Consider the following 19873-nt stretch of genomic DNA (forward strand, 5'->3'; position numbering starts at 1 on the left):
TTCTGCAGCCAGCCTGTAAAAAAGCCCCGGTTTCGGGGCTTTTTCGTTTGGTTCAGGTTTTCAGTTTTAAGCCCAGTGTCATGTCAGAAGGTGCTGTCAGGAACTCTGCGGCATTATGGAAAATATCTATTCCAAAGCCATCTTCGGCAGGTTCAAGGCCTTCTTTCACCATGTAGGTAAAGATAGCATCCCAGGCTCCAAAGTACGCTGTTTCACTCCCCGTCAGTATTCGGCAATACAGGAATGTTCCACCGGGATAACTCTTATTCCCTGCACTCTCTCCGATGACCGGCACCCCGACAAACACTGTCTGGTCATCGATGTTTTTCTCTTCTTCCTCAGCTGTGGTAACGATATACAGCTCTTTTGTCACCGTGTGATCCTGCCTGTAGTAAGCCTCTTCAATAAGCTGTTCATCAGGTGGAGTCACATATTCACCTTTCAGGTGTATATCGGGCAGTTCTCCGACATGAAACTCCAGACTGGCAAGCAGGTCGCTTTCCATGCAGTTATCACTGTTCTCAGAGGGATGCCCAAGCTTGTGAAAGAGACCGTCAACAGCTTCTATTGAATTCCCCTGCCGTAAAGCCCGAATGTCTCTGGCAGTACTGCCCAAATCCCGTTTCAGGGCTTTGGCAAGGGCCTGTGAAGAGGAAAAACCGCATTCCAGAGCAATATCCGTAACGCTCATATCTTTACTGGCCAGCAGGTAATAAGTTGCTATCTGCAGGCGACTGCGCCGCACATACTGCCCTGGAGTTTCCTTAAAGATCGCCCGGAACATTCTGTGAAAATGGTAAGGGGAAACAGCACTTTGCTTAGCGACTTCATCCCAGGAAGGGAAAGGCGTTTTATCCAGGTTTTCCAGAATAAACGTCAGCGCCCGCTCAAAGCGCTCTCTCCAGTGGGGAGAAAGCACCTCAATCAAGCGTTCTTCTGGTACAAGGTTAACCGGACGGACTTCAGCCATATTGCATCTTCCCTGCTACTTCTCCACTGGCGACAATACAGAGTATACGTATATCAGCCCGCTCCGGCATTGCACGCCGTCATTCAGACTTAACCGTTGGCTGGCGATAGCGGCCAAAGGCCAGCAGTACGGGAATCAGAATCAGGGTTATCGGTGTCGCAAACAGCTCACCAAATACCAGGGAAACAGCCGCTGGCTTAAGGTATTGCGCCTGCTCTGAGGTTTCACTCAACAAAGGCAATAGTCCAAATACCGTTGTGACCGTGGTCAGGAATATTGCCCGTAAACGACTGCGACCGGCTTCCAGCAGTGCCTGCTTCACCGGCATACCTTCCCGGTACAAATCATTAAACCGGGTCATCAGCACCAGAGAATCGTTTACCACTACTCCAGTCATGGCCATCATGCCAAACAGGGACAGCATACTGACCGGCAGCCCCATAAGACCATGGCCAAATACCGCCCCGGCAAAGCCAAAGGGAATCACCGACATAATGATGATTGGCTGCCAGTAAGACTTAAGGGGCACCGCCATAAGAATATAAATGAGCAGCAGTGTCAGCAGCAGAGCCTTGCGAAAACCTGTCTGTACTTCACTGATGTCCTCAAACTCGCCAACGGCACGAATAGAGGCTCCCGGCCAAGTCTGCTCAAGCCTGGGCACCACCTCGTTCTGGAGTTCCTGCCAGACCTCTTCCGGAGACATTTCACTGCGGTTCTGCCGCCAGCTTACGGTCACCACTTCTTCCCGGTTACGGCGATAAAGCACTTCCGGCTCACGCTCTGACGTCACTTCAGCCACATCTCCAAGGCGGGCATAACTGCTATCACCCAAAAGAATTGGGGTTTCCATCAGCTGTTCCTGATTGCGACGCAGGTCATCCGGAAAACGAATCTGAACCTTTGTTTCTTCACCTTTCTCCAGCAGCCGATAAACTTCCATGCTACCGTATGCGCCACCCACAAGGGTTGCCAGTTGCCTCTGGGTCAGGCCCAGCTGACGACCACGGTCATTGACCGTCAGCAATAACTGGCGCTGGCCGCCCTGACTGTCATCGTAAACATTATTTACGCCCGGAAAGGTTTCCAGCTCAGTCCGCAGGGCTTGGGATACCCTTCGTGCCATTTCCCGGTCCGGGGCAGAAATCGCGATAGAGGTTCCGCCTCCCAGCTCTTCCCCCGAGGAGAAGCTGGTTGAGTAACTGCCCTCCAGTGTTCCCGTTTCTTTTTCCCAGGCCCGCAGCAGAGTCCAGCCAGGAATTTTGCTTAAAGCTTCCGAGGAAAGTTCAGCGGTTATTTCAATTTCATAGGCACCATCCACCGAAACCAGCTGCCGTGTGACCGGGGGCTGTTCCAGGTCATACTGCTCCTGCAAGCTCTGCTGTACATTGTTCAAAGCCTGTTCCAGTCTTACAGCATTTTTACGGGTCAGTTCCAGCGGAGCATCCTGATCCATATATATTTTAACCTGCATATAACGACCAGGAATTTCCGGGAAGAAGGCACTGCGGATAGTTCCTTTGAAGATCATGCCGTAGGCCAGCACCATCATGGAAACAAACAGCATCAGAACAGCAGGTTTATTGTGCAGGGAGAAACGCAGAACCGGCTGGTAAACACGTTCGGAAAACAGCTCCAAACCTCCGATACAATATTCACGCAGCTGTTTCAGCCAACGGCCTGCTTTGGTGTTCTCGCCAGAGTCATGGCTCATAGCAAGGTGAGTTGGCAGAATAAACTTGCTCTCAATTAACGAGAAAACCAGAGCCAGAATCACCACAACAGAAAAACCGGCCAATACCTGGGCCAGCTCGTTTTTTATCCACAACATGGGAGAGAAAGCGGCAATGGTCGTTAACACACCGTAGGTTGTCGCTACGGCAACAGCTTCCACACCTGAACGGGCGGCTTTTCTCGGATCAGCAATTTTTCCCCGTGCTGTGTGAATACTTTCCCCTACCACAACTGCATCATCTACCAGTATTCCCAGCACCAGAATCATACCGAACAGAGTTATATCGTTAATGCTGTAGTTCAGTCCGGGCATAAGCGCCAAAGCCCCGGCCAGGGAAACCGGAATACCTACGGCCACCCAGAAAGCCAGTTTTACTTCCAGAAAAAGGCCAAGAATAACCAGAATAATCAACAGTCCCTGCCAGGCATTGGTACCGAGAAGATTAAGCTGGTCTTTGATATAGGGCGTCATGTCCGCCATCACATCCAGCTCAATGGCCACGGGCATCAGGGGTTGAATATCCCCAAGAACGTCCCCAACCGCCTCACGTACCTTAAACAGGTTATCCTTCTGGCTGGTTGAAACCATCATGGCAATAGCAGGCTTGCCCTGGAAGCGCACGACGGAGTCATCATCCGAAAAGCCTCGAGCAACCCTGGCAACCTGCCCTAGGGTGACCGTACTGTTGCCTGTGTTCACCACCGGCAATGCCCTCAGTTCAACGAGGTTATTGGCGTAGCCATCCCCACGGAGAACCAGATTGCCCTGGGCAGTTTTCAGCTCACCGCTGCGATATTCCAGAGACCATTCATTCACCTGGGCGGCAAGATCGCTGATGTTCAATCCGTAACGCTGAAGCTGGTCCGGGTCAGGCTCAATCACTAACTGAGGCTGTCGTTTACCCAGATTACTGACTTTGGAAATGGCCGAATGTTTTTTCAGGGCCTGCTCCACACGGGTAGCGGACTTCTGCAATACATCATCACTGACATCACCAGCCACCATCACAAACATGGCCAGATTGGTGAATTCATCCCGATAAATCAGGGGCCGTTCAGCCTGGTCAGGAAAGCTGGCGATACTGTTCACCTGATTGCGTACATCTTCCAGCAGGCGATTCAGACTGGCATCAGCGGTTTTCTTGACCCGAACAGTGGACAGCCCCCGTGAAGATTCACTGGAGATACGGCTCACTCCGGCAATGGAGCTGATGGCATCTTCCACTCGCTGGGTAATACTTTCATCCACCTGTCGGGCTGTACCGCCCGGATAAGAGACAGAAATCACCAGCTGGGAAGGCGGAAGTTGAGGAAAGCTCTCCACCCGCAGGGTATTAAACGACAGCACACCACCTGCAAGAATCATAACCATCAGCAGGTTTGCGGCTACAGGATTATCCAGAAACCATCCCGTCAGCCACTTCATTGTTTATCCCCGCTCTGCTCAGTCTTTTCCCCCTCAAACTCAGGGCGAACCTGCTGCCCTTCCAGCATAGAGCCAAGGGGATACAGCACCAGCCTGCGAGACTGTTCTGAATTATCTGGAAAACGTATCCAGACCTTATCCACGCTCTCATAAAGCCGCTCAACGTTAGTCAGCAGCAGCTGATCATTGCCGTCCACTGTCCAGACCCTGCCGTCTTCCGTCAGCACTGAAGCAGGCGCTTCAAAGACAGACGTCAGTTGTTTACCGGAGAACACTGCATTGACCTGCTGGTCCGGCAGTAGCTGCACGGCCTTCTGGTATGGGTTATCCACTTTCAGCACCAGGCTGCGCTGACGGGTTTTCTCGTCTCGTACAGGACTGAGATAACGAACAGTGGCCGGCCAGCTGTCACCAGCGTGAGTTTTAATGGTGGCCTCCATGCCCTGTTTCACATCACCCAGCCGTTGCCAGAGCGTGGCCGACAGCTCCACACGTACATCTACAGAGTCACTGGACGCCACATCAAATAACTGTTCCCCGGCCTGCACCCACTGGCCGGGAGTGGCTTTGCGGGACAGAATAATGGCCGGGAAGGGGGCCAGAACCTGAGTATCCTCCAGCCTTTGTTGAGCATCAGCCAAAGCGCTGGCAGCAGCCCGTTCCTCAAGGCGGGCGGCTTCCACCTGTGGTTCATGGCGGGCATAGGGGGTTTGCAGCCGTGAGCTGGTGCTCAAAGCTACAGTCTGCTCGTGCAGCGCCCTGGCAAGGTTCTTCTTTGCCTCCGCCAGACGGCTGGCAGCGGCATCAACTTCCGCCTGGTAACTGACCGCCTGCAAGCTGGCTATCAGCTGACCTTTGCTGACTAGCTCTCCGGGTTCAAAGTTTGCTTTCAGTTCTTCAACCCTTCCGGAAACAGCCGCCACAACCGATGTCGGCCAGCGGGCTTCCGTGACACCTGTTGATGTAACAGTCAGCTGCCGGGTATCCGGGGAAAGTTCCACCACAGAGACAGGAAGCAGAGACGGAGGCCTGGTATCCTGGGTAACACGGTTGTCTTCCCCAAAAATCAACCAGCCCACCACAAGGGCAAATACAATTCCAGAGACGCTTAGCCAGAGTTCCGGCCTGCCCCGGGAAACGTCCTGTCCGTTATCCGCAGAGCCGTTTTCATCCATCTTTTCCACAGATTCGCTTCCCACATGCTCGCTTTTCACAACAGTATCACTGCCGTTTAAACGTGCGGAGATTTCTGTCAGGCGGGTAATGCTCTGCAGCACTATGGGCAGCATGATGGCTGACTCAACGAACTCCCAGGAGTAGGTCACGATTGAGAAAATCGTACCTGCGGTCATATCCGGCAGATCAGCACAGCAGGCAAGGTTGAACAGAATAAAACCAATGGCCATCAGGAATATCAGGCCATAGACAATGGCTTCTGTATCGGATAACTGAACTTCATGCCCCCTGAGGGCGCGAAGATGTGCAGTCAGGCCTTTCCGGCCACCGGCACCCAATATATGAACCTGTCCTTCCATCTGGGCATTAAAAACCGAGTTCAGCCGGTAAAAGCGATTATGGAACAGCGAGTAAATCACCAGCATGCCCAGGCCCATAGCCATGGCCGACACAGACAGCATCCAGTGAAATGTTAATAAGATAACCAGAGCAACAATGATCTGGATAAAGGCTGTCAGTACTTCCGGAACCTGCTCTTCCAGAAAATCAACCAGCTCCCGGGCCATATCCAGCCGGGCATTGCGGGTAGAAACCGGCTCCTGCTGATGACGTTTATCCACCTCCAGCCCCAGGGCAACACGAATGCTGCCGTAGGCCCGGGTATCGTAAATACGTCGTACAACCATAATCAGGGTCAGGATCACCAGCACAGCCGCGAGAATAAACAATTTTTCGTAGTTTCCGGCCAGCAGACCGTCGATGGTAAAACCTATTAAAAGAGGGATAAGGGCCAGACAGATATTCTCCAGGGCCACCAATAGCCAGGTTACGGTAATCTGCAACCTGAACACCCGCAGAATCTGCATAAGACCAAACGCACCGACCAGATTCACAACATTCCCCCATTACGTTGTCGTAATTGTCACCTTAATCAAGAGCTGAATGAAAAACGTTTCCCTGCTTGCTGATTCCCATTTCCCTTTGAAAAACAACAATTCCTTACACAGAAAACAAAAATCAACGAACTAAACCGGCTGGACACTATCAAAAGAGCGCTATCACAAAAAGCGTGGAGTTAAGCGAATGTTAAGCGAGAAGATAACGTCCCTGTACGTAAAGAGTGAGCTGTTCCTTGATTCACTGATTCAAGACCAGAAAGGGGTAACAGCCATTGAATATGCCCTGGTTGCCGTGGCTATTGCCGGCATTGTGGTCACTGTCTTTTCCGGAGATGGAGAAGATTCACTGAAAGGCGCTTTGAAAGGTGCCATGTCGAAACTGTCGAGCCAGATTTCCGGCTTCACAAAATGATGGCTGAGATTCTTCTCCCCGTTATGGCCGGATATATCTTCTGGTCCGACGGGAAGAAGCGCTTTATCAGCAATACCCTTACAGGGGTGATCGCATTGCTGTCGCTTATTGCGACTAATGGCACTGCTTTTTCCCTTCTTCCCTGGCTGATGGCTTTGATAACTGGCTGTATTTTATTCGCCTGTCGTTTTCTTGCCGGGGGAGATATCAAACTGGCACTGGCTTTTCTGACGGGAATTCACACCCGATGGTGGCCGGAGGTATTTTTCACTATGGCCATAAGCGGCGGGTTTATGGCTTTGATGTATCTGGGGTACGGCTGGGCATTTAAATGTCTGCCAGAAGTGCGCTGCCGTGGTTTGCCCTATGGAATTCCCATTGGCATTGCCGGGCTTACCGGGGTGTTTTTAACGCTGTTTGTATAAATCAGAAACAGAGAAACACGGGTGACAGTGAATGAATCTTTCTATAGATCGTCGGTGGTTATTGTCTGCCGCTTTTATTTTAACCACCGTCGGATTATTTGGCCTGCTCACCAGTGAAAGTTCTGAAGATGCGCAAGCACCCGATTCTTCAGAATCTCCACGAATCTCTGTACTTGTCGCCAATCGTGCGCTGCAAAAGGGGGAACGGGTGTCGTTAACTGATATCACCTTCCAGACAATGTCCCGTGAAGAAGCGGAATCACACGGCATAACCGGGAAACAGGCTGATGCTCTGCCTGAGGGAGCTCTCGCCATAAAGGATATTGCCAAGGGCACGGTACTTACCCGTTATAATCTGTTAACCCCGAATGAACCTGGCTATGGGGAACTCCTTTACGAACAGGATACTGTTCCCTACGCAATCTCTTTTGAGAAAAAGAACCAGCTGCGTATTCCTCTGTTGCCCGGCGATAAGGTTGACGTAACCCTTATCTCTGTTCCCGAAAAGAACCTGACCAGCCAGCAGCTAATGGGCAGTTACAAAGATATCAGCGCAACACCTCTGCTGACCGGAAAAAAAGTGCTGGAGTTATCTTTCCCCGGCCCATCCTGGAATGACGATGAATTACAAACACTGACCCTGGCTCTTACGTCCCAGGAAGCCACCCAGCTTATGATGGCCAGACATGTCGGCTTTCTGGATGTCACCCGCTCTACCAACCAGCCTGTTAAAGCAGCGCGGCTTCGCAAGGTTCTCCCTCTGGTTGCCAGTGTGACTGAGCTCCGGGGCAACACATCCGCCAACAGGAACCAGCCAGGCAGGTAGCGTTATGGGATATACAACAACAGCGACAAAGGCGCTGACAGCTCTGGCTCTCTATTCTTTTACCTTGATCTGCCAGGGCGCAGAACCCCTGTATCTGGATATCAGCGAAGCTTCACCGTTGGTTTATAAAACCCCTGTTGATACCGTGTTTATCGCAGACCCGGATATCGCTGATTACAAGGTTATCAATAACACGCAGCTGGTCGTTTATGGTAAAGGTATCGGACGCACTTCCCTGCTGGTTATGGATGCCAGCGGCGAAGCCATCGACAGAAAAACGCTGATAGTAACCCGCAGCCTGACAACTGTCCGCCAGCAGTTGAATATGCGTTTCCCCGACAGCGAAATTCAGCTGACCAATATCGGGGAGCAAGCGGTGTTGAATGGCACAGTGTCTTCTGAAGAAGTCAGCCAGGATATCTACAATCTGGCCGGGGAGCTGCTGGGCAAAAAGGTTACGGAAGACAAAGTCGGCTGGAAAGACGGCTCAATGGACAAAGACCCCATCCGTTTTCTTACCCGGCGTACCTACGAAGGCTTGGTTAACAACCTGCAGATCAGCGTGATCAAGCAAATTAACGTGAAGTTGACCGTTGCCGAAGTTTCCCACTCATTTATTCGCCAGATAGGTGTGAAGTTCGGCACGGAAATCGGCAGTGGGGCCAGCGCGGTATTCCTCGGCGGTGGACAGTTCTACAACCGCCTCGGCCATTTCAGCTCCAGCACAATTGCCCGTTATATCAGTGCCGCCGATGACGATGCTATGGGGCAGATCCTGGCAGAACCCAATCTTTCTGTTTTGTCCGGTGAAACAGCCTCATTTCTGGCCGGTGGTGAGATGCCTATCGTCACCTATGTAGATCGTTCCCAGAATATTCATTACAAAGAGTTCGGGGTGCGCCTGACCCTGGCTGCCAAAGTCATGAAAAACGACACGATTAATCTGTCCCTGGAGCCGGAAGTCAGCTCCATCGACGTTAGCAACAGCAATACCAGAACCGGCATACCCGCATTTAAAACCCGCAGAACCCGCACCACCATTCAACTGGCTGATGGAGAAAGCTTTGTTCTTGGAGGTCTGATCAGCTCCGAAGACCGGGAAGCCCTCTCCAAAATCCCCCTGATCGGTGACATCCCCATTCTGGGAGCAGCTTTCCGCCATACTGACAACCAGCGCCGGAAAACAGAACTGATTATTGTCGCGACGGTCAATCTGGTGAAACCGGTTCCAACCGGTGTCGTTCAACTGCCCCATATGAACCGCACAGACACCCTGCTGCGCTTTTTCAACCTGGATTTGCATAAGGAACAGGCATCCGTCGCCAGCCAGGCCCAGGAGATTATGATGACCGGAGGGTTCAAAGAATGAGTAATCCAATGCTTGATTTTGGAGATATTACCGCACTTAAAACCCAACAAAGCAGCACAGTCCACGGTAAAGACGACGTCTTTATTCTGTATCAGAACGATGCATGCCTTCATCTTCTGCAGGAAGCCCTCCGATACGAAGGTATGCCCTGCCCGGACGGGCAGAAGTATATTCCGGACATGCTGGCCGACAGCATTGCCGGAACTACGGTATCAATTGTATTTGTTGAAGCTAACGAAAATTTTGTGTCTGAAGAACAGTCCGAGCAACTCAAAGCGCTTGGTCGGTTGACTGCCAGCCACACCCGGATTGTATTTATTGGTTCCGATGACCGCATAAGCACAGTTCGCCAGCTGAATCATCTGGGTTTCCACTACCTGCTCTGGCCAGCTACCTGTCAGGATATTGTGGATATTCTGCGCACTTTCCATCATGGCCAGACAGACACTCAGGCTGTCCGCAGCGCCCATACAGCCATGGGTATTGCCGTTGTCGCCGCCAAAGGGGGCAGCGGCTGTACCATGACCGCCGCCGAACTGGCCAGAAATCTCGCGGAAGAGAGCGGGCAACCCGGGATTATTGCCGACCACGGTTACACCGGCAGCAATATGCATATCATGCTGGGCAAAGCTGACCTGTGCCAGCACCTCAATCCGGAGCCTGAAGAATATACGGCAGGGCAGCCTGTTGAATATATCCAAGCCAGCAGTCTATTGGTCAAAATAGGGGACAGGCTGAACTATCTTAATTGTGGTTCAGCGACTTACACCTATGATGCCCTGGTCAGCCTGACACGTGACAATAATTTCATCGTTGAAGACTATCCGACAGGGGACGCTTTTCTAATAACTGCCGGAACCCGACTGCCACTGCTGGACTGTATTGTGGTTATGGTCAACCCGACTCTTTCCAGCCTGTTCCAGACCCGCCTGTTACTGGAGCAGTTACAGGAACAGGTTGCCCGATGCGGCAAGCCTCCCCGTATTCTGCTGGTGCTGAATAACAACCTGCCATCCAGCGATATTGATGGCAAAAGCACTGAGCAATATCTGAACAGGCCGATTGATATTGAACTGCCCTGGTATCCATCCTGTGAAGATTATCTGACCACCGGCAAAAGTTTCCGGGACAGCAATTCCAGAATGGCGCAGCCCTTCCGGCAGCTTTCACGACAAATTCTGGGTAAAAACCAGCTGAAACAATCTTTGGTGCAAAGAATGCTCAACAGCTTCACAGCATTGCGCTCAAGAGGTGAAGCCTGATGCTCTCCAGTGCCCGGATAAATGCCAGCCACAGCATTCAGGAACTATTCCTGAAGCTGAGAACACGGATTCTGGATGCCCTGGATGCCGAAGCCGTACAGAATCTGCCGGTTGAAACCCTCACCAGTCAGATTCGCGGTGCCATCGAAATCATTGTGGAAAAAGAATCCATTCAGGTGCCGCCACCCCTCCAGGCCGAGTTCGCCCGCAAACTGGTTCATGAAGTGACCGGCCTTGGCCCCCTCCAGCCCCTGATTGATGACCCGGAAGTCTCAGACATTATGGTGAACGGACCCCACTGCGTATACGTGGAGCGCCAGGGCAAACTGGCCCTGACCGATATCACCTTTATTGATGATCTGCAGCTGCAGACCATTGCCCGACGCATTGCCGCAGATGCCGGACGCCGGGTGGATGAATCCATGCCCCTGTGCGATGCCCGCCTACCCGATGGCAGTCGGGTCAATATCGCCATTCCCCCCATAACCCTGGATGGCGCGGCCATTTCCATTCGGAAGTTCAGCAACAGCACCATTGATTTCAAACAACTGGTGAACTTTGGCAGCCTGTCCCAGGCTATGGCGAGGGTTCTGGCAATTTCCGCCCATTGTCGTTTGAATATTCTTGTCTCCGGGGGTACGGGTTCAGGAAAAACCACCCTTTTGAATGCCCTTTCCAGCCATATTTCCGAATCAGAACGTATCCTCACCATTGAAGACGCCGCAGAGCTGAAGCTTCAGCAGCCCCATGTCGTACGTATGGAAACCCGCCCGGCGGGTACAGAGAACACCGGGATCATTTCCCAGAGGGATCTGCTCATCAACGCCCTGCGGATGCGGCCGGACAGAATTATTATCGGGGAGTGCCGGGGAGCCGAAGCCTTTGAAATGCTGCAGGCCATGAATACCGGCCACGACGGTTCCATGTCCACCCTCCATGCCAATACCCCACGGGATGCCGTGGCTCGTCTGGAGAGCATGGTAATGATGGCAGTACCCAACCTGCCCATCACATCTATTCGACGCAACATAGCCAGCGCCGTTGACCTGATTATCCAAGTTTCCCGATTGCACGACGGAAACCGTAAAATTATGAGTATCAGTGAGGTTATGGGCATTGAAGGGGAGAACGTGGTGATGGAGGAGATTTTTCACTTTGATCTTTCTCCACACCAGACCGGAGACACCGTAACCGGCGAGTTTTCCTGCGCAGGATTGATGAATCGCTCCGTGCTGACCAAAAAATCCCTGTTCTTCGGTATGGAAGAGCTGCTTGGCAACGCTTTCAGGGAAGACGGGGCATGATCTGGCTGGCTTTTATTTCCCTTGCGTTGCTGATATTTCTGGTTGTCCTCTGGCCCCGGAAGCAACCCCTCAGTTTCCTGTTACAGTCTGCTTCTGAAACCATATCTTCCGGCTCAGAACAGACCAGCGCGGTGAATATGATGAGCCTGAGAGACCAGTCACTGGTAAGCAGGCTGCGTTTTGAACTGGATAATTTAAAGGTTGCCCTTGGGAACAGGCTGGAATTGAAACTGGCCCTGCTTGCCGGATTCATCCCTATTGCAACATGGGGGCTGCACCTGGCCTTTGAACAGGTGTCGCTGGTCATCCTTCTACTTGCGGTCACAGCCATCACTCTTACCGCAACAATCGTGGGGCTGAGAACTTGGCAACACAAAACCTTTGAACGCTTTTTTCCCGATGCTCTTAACATGCTGTCTGGCGCTATCAGTTCCGGAGAAAGCCTGATGCACGCCATTATCTTTGTGGGGGACTCCCTGGACGGACTGGTGGGACAGGAATTTAAACGCATGGGCCAAAGGTTAAGCATGGGGCAACCGGTAGACGCCGTACTGTTCAAGTCCTGCCAGCGTTTTCCTTATCCCCAGTTCGTGTTCTTTATTATTGCTCTGCGAGCCAATATCAACCGGGGTGGACAACTTAAGAACATTATCAGCAACCTCGACAAAGTTATGTTCAGCAGCCAGGTTCTGGAGAAGAAGAAATCCTCCATGACCGCGGAAGCCCGGCTGTCCGCAAAGATCGTGGCAGCCATTCCCCTGCTGTTTCTGATTTTTATGAAATATATAAACCCGGTGGATTTCAACTTTGTGATGTATGACCCCGCCGGCCAGTTCATCTTCTATTACGTGGCAAGCAGCGAACTTCTGGGTGGTTTTATTATCTGGCTGCTGATGCGCCGGGTGCAGGAATAGGGGTAACCATGTCGTCATATCTTTTCCCCCTGCTGACATCCCTGAGTCTGGCCACCTTCATGATTTTGGCTCTTGAGGGTATCTTTGCCCGGCAAACCAGACGTCAGTGGCTGAATTTACCCCACAGCGCGGTAAACGACTGGAATAGATTAATTGACCGAATCATAAACACCCTGTCTCTCCCTTTTAAGGATATTGAAAAGAAGCTGGTTCAGGCCGGGATTTACAATATCGCCATTGCCAGAATCTATTTTCCAATCAAGTTTATTATCGCCCTGTTGCTGGTTGCCGGTATTTTCCTGTTTCCCGACACCCTCCATCTGGCGGCCCTTAACCAGCAGATGATTGCCGCTCTTGTGGCTGTTGCCGCAGTGATCATCCTTCCCGATATGATCCTGGGAAAACTCGCCCTTAACAGGGTAAGGCGTGTTTCGGCCCGGCTTCCTTACCTCCTGGATTTAATGGCGATCTGTATTCAGACAGGTATGACTATTGAAGCCTCTATCGGCTATCTCGGCGAAGAGCTGGAAAGCTTTGACCGTGACCTTGCCTACATCATGAGAAGAGTTACGTCCGTTTCCCGGTTGTCGGGAATTCAACTTGCTCTCAAGGATTTAGCGGAACAGCTGCCTTCCGCACAGATCAAGAGTTTTGTTTACACCCTGAACCAGAATCTGCAATACGGCAGCTCCATATACGATGTGCTGACAACCCAGGCCGCCAGCCTTCGGGAAATTCAGATGCTTACCCTGGAAGAGAAGGTCGCCAAACTCTCAGCCAAAATGTCCGTGCCATTGATTCTGTTCATCATGCTGCCCCTGGTGATTTTAATTACAGCCCCCGGAATTATGAGGATGATAAGCAATGGCTGAGACGAAAGAGTTTTCCTGCCTATACAGAACATTAAGACTTGTTGCTGTGCTGGTGCTTATCCTGTGTACTCTGGCGGGCTGCGCCCATAACTCTGGTTCGAAAAAAACACAGAAAGTCAGTGAACAACCGCCGAATGAAACTTTACTGAAAGCGGCGGGAAATCAGGCCGGACTCATCGCGCTTTATAAAGACAGGCTGGCTAAAGCCTCCGGGGAGAACACAAAAAACGACATCCGTCTTCAGCTTGGTCAGGCGTATCTGGCCACCCATGACCCGGAATCCACCCTGTTCACTATTGAGCCCCTGTTTACCTCACCCCACCAACCCGGAGCGGATACGTGGCTGCTGAAATCCCAGGCACTGCTAAACATGGGCAAAGCCACAAAAGCTCTGGAAGCTGTTAACACTGCGGAAATACTTGCTCCTGGCAGGGCCGATATTCTCAACCAGCGGGGGCTGATCCAGGCCGATATGGGGAACTACAAAGCCGCCCGGGACTCTATAAACCAGGCCAGGCACGCCATGCTTGACGACCTGGTGGTGAAAAACAATCTGGCCATGCTTGATATTCTTGAGAGGGACTATACAGCCGCTGTGCAGCGACTGATGCCCCTTTATACCAGCGGCCAGGCTGATGAACGTATTAAAGCCAATCTGCTGCTGGCCCTGGTACGGGCCGGTCTTTACAGCGAGTTCAAAACCGTTTACGCCGGCGCCAAAACTGAACAGGAACGGATTTCCCTGTTTATTGCTCTGTCGTCAATCAAGCCGGTTTCACCTGAAAAAAAATAAACATGATGGGTTTGCGTAAGTTATCACGGGGAGCTGTCACTGTTGAAACAGCATTGGGAATGTTTTTCTTCCTGACAATAATTATGTTCTGGATGGAGATGAACTATCTGGGTTATGTCTCCGCCATGGTGGATTACGCAGTGGCGGAAGCCAGTAGAACAGCCCGTACATCCCCTAACGATGACTATAAAGAGGTTTTTGCCCGCCTGTTGAAAAACGACAAGGCGTTATGGTCCTGCTTTGTCGATACCAGTAAACTGAATATCCAGACTTTCTACTACGCAGATATAAAAAGCCTGTTCACAGACGACAAGCTGAATGTAAAAAAATCCAAGGCATTAAACAGCCCCCTTGCGATTTATCAGGTTTCTTACCCTTACCAGCCTCTTTTTATGCCCCTTACCTTCGGCTCCCTTACGCCACCAACAATCAAAAGGGAAATTATCGCTGTCCAGGAGTACGAACGCAGTGGTATGCGCTAATAGCTCTTGGCCGTCCCGACAACGGGGTGCCTTTATGATTGAATTCGCCCTTGTTGCATCAGTGCTGGCCCTGCTGCTGATGTTCACAATAGACGTCGTTACCCGACAGAACATTCACGGGCAACTGCAACGGTTAAGCTATTCGGGGGCCAATATTATCAAGGAGCGCAGCCAGCTCTATGGAAAGAATCCAGCCATTACCGATAACCAGGCCGACCAGCTGTTTACTCTTATCAGACAATCCATGGAGCGTACCTACGGAGGCTTTCATCTTTTCTCCCTGGGAATGCATCTGGAGAGAGGTTATCTAGATGCAAGCACGCCCGACAAACCTACAGTTCACCACTACAAACGTGGCATTCCCTGTAAAGCGGAACGAAAGATGGAAAAGATGCCGGATTTATTTATGAAAAAATCTTCCATCGCATCCAACCTTTATCGGGTAACACTCTGCTACCAGATAGAAAATGGATTGCGAAGAGACAGAATCATACGAGCCAGTTCACTGATGCCGGGACGTTAAAGGACAACACCGTGAACATATCTTCCAAAAGTCAGCGGGGCGTCGCGTCTATTATATTTATGCTGATGATTCCGACCCTGGCAGGGTTTATGTTCTTCTGCCTTGAAAGCAGCCGCTATTTGCGCACCAGCGCGGCCCTTGGTGACGCGGCAGAGGCTGCCACCCTTGCCCTCAGCGCTAAAAACGGGGGCAACAGTCCGGAGAACCGGCATCTGGTCAACAACTGGGTAAAGGCCATGATTCCCGACTCTCAGGGAATCATTTCCCGAATCAAACGGGTGAAGTGTGAAGATAATTATGAGTGCGACATAACCTCAGCCCGCCCGTTTGTGGAGTATCGGGTACAGGTTTCCAGCCGACATACCAGCTGGTTCTCCAGTGGTATGGCTCCGGTGTTCGACAGGGAAACGACTGTTGGCAACAGCGCTGTCGCCAGAAGATTCACAGGCCGTGAAGCCATAGATGTTATTTTTGTTGCGGATTTTTCTTCCTCCATGAACGAGGAATGGGGAGGAATAATAAAAATAAAGATGCTTAAGAATGTTCTGGGACGTATTGCCAGCGGCCTCGAAAACAGTACCGCCGACGCGGGTCCGGAATATAAAAACACAATGGCACTGGTGCCCTTCAATGACCAGACCCAGGATCTGGTGCCACCCGGCGACAAAGTCTGCGAGCTTTCCCAAATCTGTTACCAGAACCCTTCCTGGACTGTTGCGAATATGTTTATAGAAAAAACCTGCACGCAAACATGGACCAGAGAACAACTTGAATCTTTCGCTATGGGCATGAATTATACGATTCAACCAACCACACGTGCCGATATCCTGATACAGGCTATTAATGCCATGAAACCCAATGGAGGAACCGCTTCTTACGAAGGGATAATCCGGGCCGCCCAGCTGGCGGCAAAAACAAGGAATCCCCGTCGCCTGATTCTGGTTTTATCCGATGGTATGGACCTGAGCGATAAGTTTCATCTGCAGATTCAGGATCGGGGCTACTGCGATATTATTCGTAACACCCTCAACCAGCAGGTCACTCCTGATAACAAGCCCGTTCAGGCAGAAATAGCGATTATCGGTTTTGACTATGATGCGAGTCTGAATGAAATCCTTTATCGCTGTGCCGATAAAGGCAAATTCTATTCAGCCCAGAATGCCGAAGATATTTTTAACAAGATAAACTCTTTTATTGAGGAAGAGGTCGGGCATCTGCATAAACGTTAAGATGCCTTTTTCAGTTCATCCGTTATCGGTTCCACTGTAATCCCATCAACAGACTCTTTCACTCTGCCCTGAAAAGTGGTCAGGGAAACAAGTCCCATAACAGCACATGCGAGCATAACCCAGGCCATAGGCATAAGGGTATTGTTGTGCAACTGCGCACAGACAATTCCGGCCAGCGCTCCCATACAGAATTCCATTACGCCAACAACCGCATTGGCACTGCCACTGATATCCGGGAAAAAGCTCAGACAACCGGCAATGGCATTGGAAGCGATTAATCCCAGGGAACCTACAAACAGCATATTAAGGGCCACAACAATCGGGAGAGACGCTCCCATATAGGCGGCAATAACCAGTCCTGTTCCAGCTATTATCTGAAGGCTCAGACCCACCTTCAGAATCTGGTCGCTTTTAAAACGATTAAGAGCCCGAATATTGACCCGGTTCATAATCATCATCACCACAATATTGGCACCAAAGAGCAGAGGAAAAACGGAAGCCTCAACCTGGAAATATTCCATATAGGTAAACGGAGATGTGGTGATAAACGCGAACATACCACTGAAGGCAAACGACACAGCCAGTATATAACCCATAGCTCGGCGGTGGCTGAGTACTCTTTTATAAGAAGATAATACGCCGACAAAGCCTGATTGATTATTCAGGCTCCTTTTCCTGCTTTCCGGCACCTTCGCCATAAACACCACAAGCACCAGCAGAGCATAACCCGCCAGAGTCCCGAAGATAGCGCGCCAGCCCATGGTTTCCAGCACCAGAGCCCCCAGCACAGGAGCCATAAGCGGTGCGGCCATCATAACCATGGAGATCATGGACAGAACCTTCGCAACCTGTGCACCAGAGAACAAGTCTCGAACCATAGCCGCCGAGTTCACCACTGCGATACCGCCACCAATGGCCTGCACAACCCGCAAAGCCAGTAAACCTTCAAGTGAAGAAACAAAGGCGAGCGCGGCACTGGCCAGGGCAAAGATAACCAGGCCGATAGCCACCAGTGGCTTACGACCAAAACGGTCGGATAATGGACCTCCCAGAGCCTGACCAGCGGCAAAGCCGATAAGGAAAGTGCTGACCGACAATTCCACCTGATGAATGGGTGTCTCCAGGTCTGCGGCCATAAACGACATAGCCGGCAGGTACATATCAATCGCCAGTGGCGCTACGGCCACAAGCATGGCCAGCATTACGGTCAAAAGGGGAAGAGCCATTTTTTACTTCTTTACTTGTTGTTTATCTGGAATTCAATTCAGCCAGTGGGATGTAGTGTCGGCCACACGTTTGCCAAAGACTCTGGCGGTTCTGTGGTCACTGTTCGGCGGCGCGACTTCAGCACTTTCGTCAACATTACTTTGGGCCATTAACCCCAAGGTGCTGCCCAGACGGTTCAGGTCATTCTCACTGCCTGTGCTGCTGTTGTTGCCCGGTAACAGATCCAGCCCCGCCCAGATCATACCCTGCTGGGCAGCAAATGCACTCATTTGAACGGCTCGCTGGCACTGTCTCTCTCCTTATCCATTCATCTTTGTGTTGACATGTTTATATGGAATAGCTTGTGCTTCGCACTCTACGGAATTACCTTGGATTCATATAATGCATAATTAGTATACTTTTCATGCGCGAAGTGAATTTACGCTCCATAGACCTGAATCTTCTGGTTGTCTTGCAGGCTCTTCTGACCCATCGGCATGTATCCCAGTCCGCTATTGAATTAAATATGAGCCAGCCTGCTGTTAGCCGCGCTCTTCAGCGTTTACGGCAGACATTCCGGGATCCCTTGTTGGTTCGCTCATCGGAAGGGTATGAATTGTCGGCCCGTGCTGAAGTCCTTCTGCCAGACCTGAATAATCTACTTGGGGGCGTATCCCGCCTTATCGCGGAACCCTCCTTCGATCCGGCCACATCAACAGACACTTTGCGCCTGTGCGGGCTGGACCTGGAAATTGCACTGTTTCTGCCACGCTTTACCCGTATGTTGAGAAACATCGCTCCCAATATGCGGGTTGAGATTGTCCGTCAGCCAGACGAACCCTTTTCTGCCCTGGAAAATGGTGACGCACACTTCCTGCTGGTTGGTATGGAGCCTAACCTCCGTGCGGATCAGTATTACCGGCAGGCTCTGCAAACCATGGATGCACTCTGCCTGATGGATGCGGGCAACCCTCTGGCAGATCAGGAGCTAACATTGGACAACTACGCGAAGGCTCGCCATGGTCTTGTATCAATAACCGGTAAAGGCCCCGGTTCCATGGATGCGATGCTGGAAGCCCAGGGCAGAACCAGACAAGTTTCTCTGCGACTGAACAGTTTTATGTCGGTGGCGGATTTCTGTGAAGGTTCAGACCTGCTGTTCACCCTTCCGTCACGGTTTGCCAGACGTATTACCAAAAACCGCAGCCTGGTTTTGAAAGAGCTCCCTTATGAGCTGCAAGGGCGGGAAGTCACTTTCTTTATGTACTGGCATGCCCGCCATCACAACAACCCCATGTGCCAGTGGACAAGGCGCAAGCTGACGGAGTGCCATTCAACACCAGAGCTGTGAGTTACGCCTGCATGCTTTCCCTGGAGGAGACCAGCGCATACCAACGTTGGAGATTAGGGTACTCGTTGGTAATGCGAATCTTAATAACCCGGGCAAAATCCACAGCACACATAAGGGATATATCAGCAATGCTGAAGTTCTCCCCCGCCAGGTAAGAGGTCTTGCCCAACTGGTTTTCCAGAACCTGGAAGGCTTTGGCGGCATTTTTCCCCGCTTCTACGCCCCATTCCGCTACCGGAGTCATACGGTCGGCAAAGAATCCGGAGGTATGCTGAAAGCTCATGCCCACCATATTCATAAAATACATCTCGGTATTACGCTGCCACATTTCCACTTGGGCCTGTTCAAGGGGTGTTGAACCCATAAGTGGTGATTCCGGGTACAGGGTTTCAAAATAACGACATATGGCAACTGATTCAGAAATATGGGTACCGTCATCCAGTTCAAGAACAGGAATTTTGCCAAATGGGCTTTTTTCCATAAATTCCGGGGTAATGTTATCTCCGGCTTTCAAGTCCAGCTCAACATACTCAATATCACTGATGCTTTTCTCCGCCAGAAACACCCTGACGCGACGGGCGTTCGGGGCTATACGGGACTCATATATCTTCACAGCAAAACTCCATAATTATCATAATTGGCAGGGGTTACGCCTGACCAATATATCATTATCAGGAGTAGTGTCTTCCGGTTATTTTGA

General features: G+C 51.2%; 19 protein-coding genes. 13 read left to right on the forward strand and 6 right to left on the reverse strand.

All coding sequences use genetic code 11. The features are described 5' to 3' along the window. Positions 1-52 precede the first annotated feature (52 nt). The 3 genes from ACY2RQ_RS11595 to ACY2RQ_RS11605 all read right to left on the reverse strand — a co-directional run bounded on the left by ACY2RQ_RS11595 (position 53) and on the right by ACY2RQ_RS11605 (position 6199). Positions 53-970 (reverse strand): helix-turn-helix domain-containing protein, encoded by a 918-nt coding sequence (locus tag ACY2RQ_RS11595; protein ID WP_490113136.1) that lies wholly within the window; start codon positions 968-970, stop codon positions 53-55. A 79-nt stretch (positions 971-1049) separates the two neighbouring features. Beyond that, on the reverse strand, positions 1050-4130 hold the full coding sequence (locus ACY2RQ_RS11600) for an efflux RND transporter permease subunit (protein WP_490113137.1): 3081 nt from the start codon (positions 4128-4130) through the stop codon (positions 1050-1052). After that, the gene (locus tag ACY2RQ_RS11605; RefSeq protein WP_490113138.1) at positions 4127-6199 is read right to left on the reverse strand and encodes an efflux RND transporter periplasmic adaptor subunit; all 2073 of its coding nucleotides are present in this window, start codon (positions 6197-6199) and stop codon (positions 4127-4129) included. The genes ACY2RQ_RS11600 and ACY2RQ_RS11605 overlap by 4 nt, the downstream gene beginning before the upstream one ends. Positions 6200-6389: 190 nt before the next feature. Here ACY2RQ_RS11605 and ACY2RQ_RS11610 point away from each other — a divergent pair, with 190 nt between their 5' ends. From ACY2RQ_RS11610 to ACY2RQ_RS11665, 12 genes are read left to right on the forward strand one after another with little or no spacing between them, the layout of a single operon-like run. Then, the gene (locus ACY2RQ_RS11610; RefSeq protein ID WP_490113139.1) at positions 6390-6617 is read left to right on the forward strand and encodes a Flp family type IVb pilin; all 228 of its coding nucleotides are present in this window, start codon (positions 6390-6392) and stop codon (positions 6615-6617) included. Further along, positions 6614-7042 carry a prepilin peptidase gene (locus tag ACY2RQ_RS11615; RefSeq protein ID WP_490113140.1) on the forward strand — a complete coding sequence of 143 codons (429 nt, stop codon included), beginning with the start codon at positions 6614-6616 and terminating at the stop codon, positions 7040-7042. The genes ACY2RQ_RS11610 and ACY2RQ_RS11615 overlap by 4 nt, the downstream gene beginning before the upstream one ends. A gap of 31 nt (positions 7043-7073) precedes the next feature. Then, entirely contained in the window at positions 7074-7868 is a 795-nt protein-coding gene (locus ACY2RQ_RS11620) for an SAF domain-containing protein (RefSeq protein WP_490113141.1), read from the forward strand. A gap of 4 nt (positions 7869-7872) precedes the next feature. Further along, entirely contained in the window at positions 7873-9237 is a 1365-nt protein-coding gene (locus ACY2RQ_RS11625; protein ID WP_490113142.1) for a type II and III secretion system protein family protein, read from the forward strand. Next, complete coding sequence (locus ACY2RQ_RS11630) at positions 9234-10499, forward strand: CpaE/TadZ family protein (protein ID WP_490113143.1); 1266 nt, start codon at positions 9234-9236, stop codon at positions 10497-10499. Before ACY2RQ_RS11625 ends, ACY2RQ_RS11630 begins: the two co-directional genes overlap by 4 nt. After that, positions 10499-11803, forward strand: coding sequence for a TadA family conjugal transfer-associated ATPase (locus tag ACY2RQ_RS11635; RefSeq protein WP_490113144.1), 1305 nt, complete (start codon positions 10499-10501; stop codon positions 11801-11803). The genes ACY2RQ_RS11630 and ACY2RQ_RS11635 overlap by 1 nt, the downstream gene beginning before the upstream one ends. Continuing rightward, positions 11800-12717, forward strand: coding sequence for a type II secretion system F family protein (locus ACY2RQ_RS11640; RefSeq protein ID WP_490113145.1), 918 nt, complete (start codon positions 11800-11802; stop codon positions 12715-12717). The genes ACY2RQ_RS11635 and ACY2RQ_RS11640 overlap by 4 nt, the downstream gene beginning before the upstream one ends. Before the next feature lie 8 nt (positions 12718-12725). Further along, a complete protein-coding gene (locus ACY2RQ_RS11645; RefSeq protein ID WP_490113146.1) occupies positions 12726-13589 on the forward strand; it encodes a type II secretion system F family protein in 864 nt (287 codons plus the stop codon). Beyond that, complete coding sequence (locus tag ACY2RQ_RS11650; protein ID WP_490113147.1) at positions 13582-14382, forward strand: tetratricopeptide repeat protein; 801 nt, start codon at positions 13582-13584, stop codon at positions 14380-14382. Before ACY2RQ_RS11645 ends, ACY2RQ_RS11650 begins: the two co-directional genes overlap by 8 nt. Positions 14383-14384: 2 nt before the next feature. Continuing rightward, entirely contained in the window at positions 14385-14864 is a 480-nt protein-coding gene (locus ACY2RQ_RS11655) for a TadE/TadG family type IV pilus assembly protein (RefSeq protein WP_490113148.1), read from the forward strand. Then, positions 14851-15387 (forward strand): tight adherence pilus pseudopilin TadF, encoded by a 537-nt coding sequence (gene tadF, locus ACY2RQ_RS11660; protein ID WP_490113149.1) that lies wholly within the window; start codon positions 14851-14853, stop codon positions 15385-15387. Before ACY2RQ_RS11655 ends, tadF begins: the two co-directional genes overlap by 14 nt. A gap of 11 nt (positions 15388-15398) precedes the next feature. Beyond that, positions 15399-16616, forward strand: a complete 1218-nt coding sequence (locus tag ACY2RQ_RS11665) for a vWA domain-containing protein (RefSeq protein ID WP_490113150.1) — start codon at positions 15399-15401, stop codon at positions 16614-16616. On the opposite strand, the gene ACY2RQ_RS11670 is transcribed toward ACY2RQ_RS11665, so the two are convergent. Together ACY2RQ_RS11670 and ACY2RQ_RS11675 are read right to left on the reverse strand one after the other, a co-directional pair. Then, complete coding sequence (locus ACY2RQ_RS11670; RefSeq protein WP_490113151.1) at positions 16613-17842, reverse strand: Bcr/CflA family multidrug efflux MFS transporter; 1230 nt, start codon at positions 17840-17842, stop codon at positions 16613-16615. The two genes, ACY2RQ_RS11665 and ACY2RQ_RS11670, sit on opposite strands and share 4 nt — an antisense overlap. A 33-nt stretch (positions 17843-17875) precedes the next feature. Further along, on the reverse strand, positions 17876-18112 hold the full coding sequence (locus tag ACY2RQ_RS11675) for a hypothetical protein (protein ID WP_490113152.1): 237 nt from the start codon (positions 18110-18112) through the stop codon (positions 17876-17878). A 134-nt stretch (positions 18113-18246) separates the two neighbouring features. Here ACY2RQ_RS11675 and ACY2RQ_RS11680 point away from each other — a divergent pair, with 134 nt between their 5' ends. Further along, positions 18247-19173, forward strand: a complete 927-nt coding sequence (locus ACY2RQ_RS11680; protein WP_490113153.1) for a LysR family transcriptional regulator — start codon at positions 18247-18249, stop codon at positions 19171-19173. 1 nt (position 19174) lies between these two features. Here the strand turns inward: ACY2RQ_RS11680 and ACY2RQ_RS11685 are convergent, their stop codons facing one another. Beyond that, positions 19175-19786, reverse strand: coding sequence for a glutathione S-transferase family protein (locus ACY2RQ_RS11685; RefSeq protein ID WP_490113154.1), 612 nt, complete (start codon positions 19784-19786; stop codon positions 19175-19177). Positions 19787-19873: the final 87 nt, after the last annotated feature.

Source organism: Parendozoicomonas sp. 209JJ7-1 (assembly GCF_058147085.1).